The following is a 9,176-nucleotide window of genomic DNA, read 5'->3' on the forward strand; positions in this document are numbered from 1 at the left end:
GGGCCGGCTACCGGAATCGAGACGACGAACGAGCGTGATGTGACATGAAGACCAAACAGCTCGGAGCCTACGGCTGGCTCCTGTTCGCCATGGTGCTGTGGGGCAGCGCCTTCCCCTCGTCGAAGTACGCGACGGAACACGTCCCGCACGAGGTCGCGGCCCTGTTCCGGTTCGGCGGCGGCGCCCTCGTCCTGCTGCTGATCACCCTCGTCCGGCGACCGCAGCAGAGGCCGTCGCGGAAGGCCGTGGCAGGCGCCTGCGCGGCCGGTGTGGTCGGAGTCTTCGGCTACAACGCGCTGTTCTTCTGGGGCGTCACCATGGCCCCGTCGAGCGACGGCGGAGTGATCTTCCCCGCGCTCACACCGGTCATCACGTCCCTCGTCCTCATCCTGGGCGGCCGCGAGTCGGCACGGCCGGTGCGCATAGCCGGACTGGTCGTCGGCGTCGGCGGCGCGGCGCTGTTCTTCGTCGCCACCACCGCCGACGGCGCGGGCGGCTCCCAGCGGCTCATGGGCGACACCGTCTTCCTCGTCGGCGCCGCCGTGTGGTCCGTCTACACCTTGCTCAACCGCAAACTGGTGGTCGGCATGGACCCGGTGCTGGCGGTGACGTACTCCACGGTCGCCGGCTCGCTGGTCCTCGCCGCGATGGCCGCACCCCGGTTCGGCGACGTCCAGTGGGGCGAACTGTCCGGCGGGTTCTGGCTCAACGCCGTCCACATGGCGATCGGCCCGACCGCCGTGGCCTACCTGCTGTACGTCCGCGGCATCCGGGACGTGGGCGCGTCCACCGCCTCGGTGATGATGTTCGCCGTCCCGCTCTTCGCCACCCTGTTCTCCTTCGCCTTCCTCGGGGAGATGTTCACCTGGGCCCAGGCCGGCGCGGCGGTGGTCATGCTGGGCGGGGCGCTGCTCGCCGTGGTCAGCGGATACCGGGCCTCGAAGCCTGCCGTCCCGGACGTGACCCCGCAGCGCGACGACCGGGCTGAGGACGTCGCGGAGCCGGGCGGCAGCGCCGTCCCGCAGCCGCGCGGCGCGGTGGTGCCGGAGGCGGGCGCACGCTGAGGAGAAGCGACCGGCGCGCCGAGGCGCCGGTGACGGACCGGGCAGGTGCATCCCGCTGGTCATCCCCCCGTCCCGGCGGGGCACCTGCCCCCCTCCCCGGCCCCCCGGGGGCCCGCGTCGGCCCCGGTGAGGACTTCCGGTCGTCCTGACGGCCCGTCCGACGCCCGCAGACACCCGCGCGACTCGTTCGACCGCACCCGGGCAGTGGCCGAAATTCGGCCGCCCCGGGGAGCGGAGAGCCGAAAATCGAAGCAGCCAGTCCTGGACCGCGTCATCATCGCTTGGAGGCATGAGGGCCCGTGTTGGAGTGCCGTGTCTTGGGTCTGCTGGAGTTGTGGTGCGGTCGGGACCGCCTGGGGATGTCCGGGAGGAAGCGCCAGACGGTCCTCGGCGCCCTGCTCCTCGCCGACGGCGAACCCCTTTCCCTCAACCGCCTGATCGACACCGTGTGGGAGGACCGGGCGCCCGCCACCGCCGCCAAGCAGATCCGCAACGTCGCGTCCGACCTGCGCGGGATCCATCCGGAGATCGCCGAACGGCTCACCCTGGCCGGGGACGGCTACCGCCTCGCCCTCGACGGCTGGCGCCTGGACTCCCGGACGTTCACCCAGCGGGTGGCCCGCGCCCGCGCGCACCGGGAGGAGGGCCGCCTCGGCCGGGCCCTGGAGGAGTTCCGCGCCGCGCTCGCACTGTGGCGCGGCCCCGCCCTGGCGGGGCTGGAGAGCCCGGCCCTGCGCGCCCAGACGGCCGTGCTGGACGAACTGCGGCTCGCCGCCATGGAGGAACGGGTCGATCTCGAACTGGCCCAGGGACGCCACGAGTCCGTCATCGCCGACCTGTCCGCCTGGGTCGCCGAGAACCCGCTGCGCGAACGGTTGGTCGCCCAGCTGATGCTGGCGCTCTACCGTTCCGGCACACAGGCGCGGGCGCTCACCGTCTACGAGGAGACCCGCCGCGTCCTTCGGCGCGAACTGGGCGTCAGCCCCGGCGCGGAGCTCCAGGACCTGCACCGCCGCATCCTGCGCAGCGAAGGCCGCCCCCCGGCACGCCCCGCCCCCCGCCTCGCCTCCACCAACCTGCCGAGCGCCGCCGCCCACTTCACCGGCCGGACGCCGGAGATGCGCACCCTGCGCGAAGTGGCCCGCAGCCACGCCGACGGCGGGCAACCGCCCTCCGCCGCCCCGGCGGTCGTGGCGATCGACGGCATGGCCGGCATCGGCAAGACGGCGCTTGCGGTGCACGCCGCCCACCTGCTGACGCCGCTCTACCCGGACGCCCAGCTCTTCGTCGACATGGGCGGCTGGGCCGCGGACGGCCGGCCGCTCGACCCCGCGACGGCCCTCGGCACCCTGCTGGCCGCCCTCGGCCTGCCCCCGGGCGACCTGCCGGACGGGCCGGCCGAGCGCTCCGCCATCTGGCGCCGGGTCCTCGCCGGCAGGCGCGCGCTGATCCTGCTGGACAACGTGGCCGACACCCGGCAGATCCGCCCGCTGCTGCCCGGGGTGCCCGGCTGCCTGACCGTCGTGACCAGCCGTACCCGGCTGACGGACCTGATCGCCACCTGCCACCTCACGCTCCGGGAGATGACCTCCGCGGAAGGGCGCGACCTGTTCGGCAGCATGGTGGGGACCCACCGTGCCGCGGCCGAGCGCGAAGCCGTGGACACCGTCGTCGACGGGTGCGGCCGGCTTCCGCTGGCCATCCGGCTGGCCGCCGCGAAACTGCGCCACCGCACCTCCTGGTCCGTCGCCCACCTCGCCTCCCGTCTCGGCCGGCGACGGCAGCGGCTGGCCACCCTGGAGGCGGAGGACGGCGGGCTGATCGAAGCGTTCCGCCAGTCCTACCTGGGGCTCAGCCGTGCTCAGCAGGGCGTCTTCCGCCTGCTCGGGCAACTGCCGGTCACCCACATCGAGACGTGCACGGTCGCGGCGCTCGCCGGCATCTCCCTGGACCAGGCCGACGCCCTGCTCGAATCACTCGTCGACGCCCATCTGCTCGGCACCTCGGTCCCGGGGCGCTACGTCATCCACGAGCTGCTCCACGCCTACGCCGGGCAGCTCGCCGCCGAGACCGCCGCCGCCGGCCTCGGCAGCCCACCGCCGGAGCCCGCCCCGCTGCCGGGCGTGCCCCGGCCCCGCCCGGCCGCCGCGGCCGCGGCGGCCGCAAGCCTGTCGCGTCCCTGAGTACGACGCGGCGCCACCGCCGGCACCCGGCGACGACAAAGAACCGTCTCAGTGCATTGGAGCCATCAGTGAGGAGCACCATCGTCCTGGTCCTTCGTGACCCGGAATCCCCCGAGGCGAACCTCCGCAGCGAGGCCCTCGGGGCCTGTCTGCGGCGCCTGCGGGCGATCGAGGGAGCGGACGCGGCGGCCGCCACGGCCGCCCCGGCGTCGCGCGAGACCCTCACGCGGCTCGCCGAAGCGGCCACGCTGATCGGCGACGGCGACGAGGTGCGCTACGTCCCCTCCCGCGCCGCCCGCGACCATGTCGCCGCGGACGCCGACGGCGGCTGGCCCCAGTCGACCGTGTCCCGGCACCGCAAGCTGGTCCGCCGGTCCGTCGGCGCGATCTTCGAGTTCCCGCTCGAGGACGTGGCCGACACCGACGAACGCGCCTCCGTGACCGCCTTCGTCACCGACTGGACGGGACTGCCCAGCTCCTGCGCCGTCGCCGTCCACCCGGGACACCCGCTGAGCCCCGGCCTCCCCCCGGGCGAACACGCCGCGTTCACCGGGCGGTTCTGCCGCCACCCGCTCACCGGGGACCTCCTGCCCATCTGGGTCGGCGACTGGGTCAAGCCCGAATTCGGGACCGGAGCGGTCGTCCTCAACCCCGGTCACAACCGTCCCGACCTCGAGTTCAGCCGCAAGGTCGGCCTGCCCGTGCGGTTCTCGCTCGCCCCCGAGGACTACGACGGCGCCCCGGCCGGCTGGATCAAGCCCCCGTACATCAAGTCCGGCCACGCCTACCGGGTCGGCCCCGCCGCCGAGGGACTGCCCTTCGACGAGGCCAAGACCGTGTACTTCGCGGCCGTCGCCGAGCGGGGACTGGTCGAGGAGTACACGGACTCCGGCATGGGCACCTTCCGCATCGCTTCCGCCGGCTCCGGGGACGGCGTCGAGGTGCCGTGGGACAGCGGGCGGCGCACGGTGGCACGCGACGACGCGTCCGGTGAGCCGGTGCGCCTGCGCCTGTCCCCGGTGCTGAGCGCGGTGGAGGAGCACGTCCGGTCCGCCGAGCTGACCATCGTGACCCCCTCCACCCGGGTCGAGGACGATCTGCTGGCTCTGCGTCTGCTGCTGGCCGAACCCCACCTCACGCCCGTCGTGAAGACGGCGCCCGAGGTCGTCGTGGTGGGCAACGCCCAGCTCGCCAAGGGCACCGGCGCCGACGTCCCGGAGGACGTGCTGCGCCTCGCGCTGCTGGTGAACGCCGCTCCGCTGGACACGCTGTCCGTCAAGCCGCAGCACATCGAGCCGTGCGAGCGGTTCCTGGCGGCCCACGCGGGCATCGCCGAGCGCGAGCCGGTCGCGGGACGCGAGCGTTCCGGCGAGGTGGCCAAGGCCGCCGGCCAGATCAAGGCCCTGCTGGGCCGGCAGGACTTCAAGCAGGCCTTCACCCAGCTGTACCGGTTGCAGAAGACGCTGGCCAAGGCCGAGAGTGTCGGGGACGCGGACGCGGTGTGCTACGCGGCCCTCGCCCAGGTGCTCGCCGGCGTGGAGACGCCGTTCGACCAGGCGGCCCTGAACAGCGCCTGGGCGAGCATCTGACCGGTCCTGCGACGCCGGGGCGGGCCCCCTCCACACGGGAGGGCGCCCGCCCCGGCGTCGTGCGCGTGCCGTGCGCCCGGTCAGGCGGTCGGCCCCACCAGCTGGCCCACGCCGTCCCAGTAGCGCTCCACCAGCTCCAGGAACTCGAAGGCGCCCGCCTCGAACTCCTGCCGGGCGTCGGCCGAACCGACGTACGGGGCGATCGCGTTGAAGACGGAGTTGCTGTGCCCGACCTCGACGTCGATGTGCAGCCGCCAGAAGTGGCGCGTCTCCTCGTCGTACCCCTGGTTGCGCAGACCGTCGTCGATCTTGGAGACCATGATGGAGGACATGGTCTCGTCCGCGTAGAGCGCGCCGAGCGCCGTGTAGATCGACGACTCCGTGTACAGGCGGCGGATGCCGTCGTTCAGCCGCCGGGTGACCTCCAGCGGCTCGTAGCGGTCCAGGTGCTCGCGGTCGATGCCCAGCCGGGCGAGGAAGCCGGCGAAGAGCGTGGAGTGCGTCGGGTCCGAACCGACCTCGTCGGCCACGTTGAGGATGATCTCGCGCAGGATCATCTCGTCCCGGGTCTTCGTCGCCATGCCCGTGATGTAGAAGGGCAGGTGCTGGAAGAAGTAGTGGCACTCGCTGTAGAACAGGCGCTCCTGCCGCGGATCGAACGGGGTGGTGCGGTAGCGGTTCAGCAGCGGGTGTTCCACGGCACGGTGCTCGGCGACGCGGACGAGCATCCCGTCGAGGTAGGCCTTGACCGAGGGGTCGGCCACGGCGATACGCCGGCGGACCCCGGTCTCGACGTTGTCGAAGTGGTCCCACACGGCGGTGCCGGGACGCAGGGCGTTCGTTTCGGTCATGTCGCTTCTCCTGCTTCGTGGTGGTCGGCCGGTCGTCACTTCTCGACGGAGCTCGCCGCGGAGACACCGGGGTCGTCCCACCAGCGGTCGTCCGCGGCGAGGTCGCGGTCCAGATCGCGTGCCCCCGCCCACGTCATGTTGAGGATGATCCGGGTGGCGTCCTCGCGCAGCGGGACGGTGCGGTGCAGCGTGGTGTCGGTGCGCAGGAAGTACACGTCACCGGAGGCGAAGTGGTAGGTGTGGACGGGGTTGTCCACCAGGTACTGGTTGATCCGCGGCGACGCCTTGTCCCACGAGGTGTGCGGGACGCACTGCAGCAGGCCGCCGACGTCGATCGGCGGCGCCTGGACCACCCAGATCAGGGCGAAGCTGAAGTCGCCCCAGTGCCAGCCGTGCGTGTCGCCGCGCTGCTCCTGACGGGTGATCAGGAAGTTCTCGTCGCTCTTGGGGCACGGGTACAGCCGCTCACCCGCGATCTCCTCCAGCACCCGCACCAGATCGGGGTGCGAGTAGAGGCGCGCGATCGGGCCGCTGCCGTCCCGGACGGCCTCACTCGGCACGACGGACATCGAGCGGCGGGTGTAACCGGTGGTGGCGAGCCGGAGGTCCCGGCGTTCGGCGTGGGAGCCGAGCAGGCGCTCCGTCTCCGCCCGGACCCGCCCGCGGGTCTCCTCGCCGATCACGTCCGTGACGGTGACCATGCCGTACCGGTGGAAGTGCTCGGCCATCCGGCGCAGCCGGCGGCCGTCCGGACGGGTCAGGACGTCGTCGAGTCGCGGCGCGAAGTCGCCCATGCTGCTCTCCGTTCTTGCGGATGCGGATGCGGATGCGGATGCGGATGCGGACGCCCGCCGTCGCTCGACGGGCGGAGAACCGACTGCTTCCTGTCGTGCGGTGCGCTGCGGTGCGCTGCGGTGCGCTGCGGTGCGCTGCGGTGCGCTGTGGTGCGCTGCGGTGCGGGCCGGGGCGGGCGGCGCGCCGCGCCCGGCGGTACGGCCAGGGGCGCGGGTCGGCCGCGCGTCGGGCGCAGGCGGTGAGGCGCGCGGCGGCGGGAAAGGCGGTCCGCCGCGGCCGGCCTACGCCGAGCCGGTCGCCGAGGCGGAGGCGGCGAGCTCATGGGCGACGGAGGCGCACTCCCAGGCGTCGCGGTCGCGCAGGTACAGCGGGTCCCGCGCCACGATCGACTCGACGCCGGCCCGGCCCCCGCCCAGCCGCCACCGCACCGTCCCGGTCACCTCGACCGCGCAGGTGTCGACGAACGCCTGCGCACACCGCCGCAGTTCGCCGTACCAGCGGCCCTCGACGGCCTCGCGCACCCACAGCTGTTCGAGGTGGGTCTTCTCGCGGATCGTCTCGTAGCGCAGGACGGCGCTCTCCAGCTGCCGGTAGGAGCGCAGCAGCAGCCAGGCCGCCGGCATCTCCCGCGCCTCCAGCACCTTCACCCCGTCGCCGAGGTGCTCCAGGCCGCTGTACCGCCCCAGCCCGTGCCGGCCGACCCGGGTGTTCAGCGCGCCGATCATCTCGGGCAGCGCCAGGGGAGTGCCGTCGACCGAGGTCGGCACACCGCCGAGGAACCCGATCTCCACCGTCTCCTCGGCCGGGGCGCCGTCCGCGCGGGTCCACCGGTACAGGTGCTCCGGCACCGCGAAGTCCTCGGGATCGTCCAGGGCTCCGCTCTCGAACTCGCGGCACCACAGGTTGGAGTCGCTGGAGACCGTGCGCTCGCTCATCAGCGTCAGCCCGGCGGCGGTGAGCTCCTTGGTCTTCCGGGCCCGGTCGACGGGCTCCAGGTCGTACGGACTGCCGTACCGGCCCCGGAAACCCAGCAGTTCCAGGGCTCCGTTGAGGCGCCGGAGTGTGTTCTGCGACCGGTTGGCCGTATGGAGGACCGTCTCGCCGCCCAGCCTGTGCGCCAGGTTCACGGCGAGCCGGGCGATCAGCGGCCGGCTCAGCGACGAGCTGATGGGATGCGTGCCGAGGTAAACGGCCTGGGCGGAGATCGCCGGGCGGACGAACTCGTCGACGAACTGCCGCGTCCCCGCCTGGACGTGCAGTTTCACGCCGAGCCGCTGGCAGATCTCCTGCTTCGCCTCCTGCGACTCGCCCTCGCCCAGGTCGACGGTGAGCGCGTGGACGTCGGTGGCGCCCATCTCCTTGAGCCGGTACAGCAGATAGGTGCTGTCCAGGCCGCCGCTGAACATCGTCACCAAGGGGGCGGTGAGGTCCGTGCCGCCCGTGACCAGTTCGCGGAACGACCTGATCGGGGCGGTGCGCACCGGCCGGTTCCACTCGTGCTCCAGGGGTGCGCGCACGTCAGGCCGCCCTCGTCCCGGCCGGCAGGCGCCCGGCGGCCAGAGCGGCGATGGCGTCGCCGGTCTCCTCGGTCGAACCGGCCGCCGTGGCCGTCGTCCGCCCGGCGAGGTGCGCGGCGACCGCGTCCTCGACCCGCGCCGCCTCGTCGTCGAAGCCGAGGTGCCGCAGGAGGAGCGCCACGGACAGGCAGGTGGCGGTGGGGTCGGCCCGGCCGGTGCCGGCGATGTCCGGTGCGGAACCGTGCACCGGCTCGAACATCGAGGGGAAGTCCCCTGCCGGATCGATGTTGCCCGACGCGGCCAGGCCGATGCCGCCGCTCACGGCGGCGGCCAGGTCCGTGAGGATGTCACCGAAGAGGTTGTCGGTCACGATCACGTCGAAACGCTCCGGCTGGGTCACCAGGAAGATCGTCGCCGCGTCGACGTGCAGGTAGTCGGTGGTGACGTCGGGGTACTCCTCGCCCACCCGGGCGAAGACGTCCGTCCACAGCCGTCCCGCGTGCACCAGCACGTTGTTCTTGTGCACCAGCGTGAGCTTCCGCCGCGGGCGGCTGCGGGCCCGCTCGTACGCGTCCCGGACCACCCGCTCGACGCCGTACGCCGTGTTGACGCTGACCTCGGTGGCGATCTCGTGGGGCGTGCCGGTGCGCAGGCTGCCGCCGTTGCCCGTGTACGGGCCCTCGGTGCCCTCCCTGACGACGACGAAGTCGATCTGCGGGTCACCGGCCAGTGGGCTGCCGGCCCCGGCGAGGAGCCTGCTCGGGCGCAGGTTGACGTAGTGGTCGAAGGCGAACCGCAGTTTCAGCAGCAGGCCGCGCTCCAGTACGCCGCTGGGGACCGACGGGTGCCCGATGGCGCCGAGGAGGATGGCGTCGTGCCGCTTCAGGGCGTCGAGCTCGGCGTCCGGGAGCGTCTCGCCGGTGCGATGCCAGCGATCGGCGCCGAGGTCGTACTCCGTGGTCCTCAGCTCGACCTCCGGCGGCAGCACGGCCCTCAGCACCTTGAGTCCCTCGGCCACCACCTCGGGGCCGATGCCGTCGCCGGGGATCACGGCGAGGTCGATGACGCGGGAGGCGGGGGACAGGGTGCGCGGCTTGTGGGGCGGGCGGCGGGCCTCGTAGGCGGCGATGTCGGTCTCGTTGCGGAGGGTGATCGAGATGTCGTCGAGGCCGTTGAG

7 protein-coding genes are annotated in these 9,176 nt (G+C 73.1%); 3 read left to right on the forward strand and 4 right to left on the reverse strand.

Features of this window, described 5'->3' with window-relative positions:
- Positions 1-44: 44 nt before the first annotated feature.
- From ABZ261_RS27370 to ABZ261_RS27380, 3 genes are all read left to right on the forward strand, one after another.
- Positions 45-1,064, forward strand: coding sequence for a DMT family transporter (locus tag ABZ261_RS27370; RefSeq protein WP_356863655.1), 1,020 nt, complete (start codon positions 45-47; stop codon positions 1,062-1,064).
- Between the two features lie 359 nt (positions 1,065-1,423).
- Positions 1,424-3,247, forward strand: a complete 1,824-nt coding sequence (locus ABZ261_RS27375; protein ID WP_356863657.1) for a BTAD domain-containing putative transcriptional regulator — start codon at positions 1,424-1,426, stop codon at positions 3,245-3,247.
- 68 nt (positions 3,248-3,315) lie between these two features.
- The gene (locus ABZ261_RS27380) at positions 3,316-4,836 is read left to right on the forward strand and encodes a hypothetical protein (RefSeq protein WP_356863659.1); all 1,521 of its coding nucleotides are present in this window, start codon (positions 3,316-3,318) and stop codon (positions 4,834-4,836) included.
- An 80-nt stretch (positions 4,837-4,916) separates the two neighbouring features.
- On the opposite strand, the gene besC is transcribed toward ABZ261_RS27380, so the two are convergent.
- The 4 genes from besC to ABZ261_RS27400 all read right to left on the reverse strand — a co-directional run bounded on the left by besC (position 4,917) and on the right by ABZ261_RS27400 (position 9,083).
- A complete protein-coding gene (besC, locus tag ABZ261_RS27385) occupies positions 4,917-5,687 on the reverse strand; it encodes a 4-chloro-allylglycine synthase BesC (RefSeq protein ID WP_356863661.1) in 771 nt (256 codons plus the stop codon).
- Positions 5,688-5,722: 35 nt separating this feature from the next.
- Positions 5,723-6,481: an ArpA protein gene (locus ABZ261_RS27390; RefSeq protein WP_356863663.1), complete on the reverse strand. Its 759-nt coding sequence runs from the start codon at positions 6,479-6,481 to the stop codon at positions 5,723-5,725.
- A 282-nt stretch (positions 6,482-6,763) separates the two neighbouring features.
- Positions 6,764-7,999 (reverse strand): argininosuccinate synthase-related protein, encoded by a 1,236-nt coding sequence (locus tag ABZ261_RS27395; RefSeq protein ID WP_356863665.1) that lies wholly within the window; start codon positions 7,997-7,999, stop codon positions 6,764-6,766.
- A gap of 1 nt (position 8,000) precedes the next feature.
- Positions 8,001-9,083 carry a 3-isopropylmalate dehydrogenase gene (locus ABZ261_RS27400; protein ID WP_356863671.1) on the reverse strand — a complete coding sequence of 361 codons (1,083 nt, stop codon included), beginning with the start codon at positions 9,081-9,083 and terminating at the stop codon, positions 8,001-8,003.
- Positions 9,084-9,176: the final 93 nt, after the last annotated feature.

Source organism: Streptomyces sp. NPDC006193 (assembly GCF_040613915.1).
GTDB lineage: Bacteria > Actinomycetota > Actinomycetes > Streptomycetales > Streptomycetaceae > Streptomyces.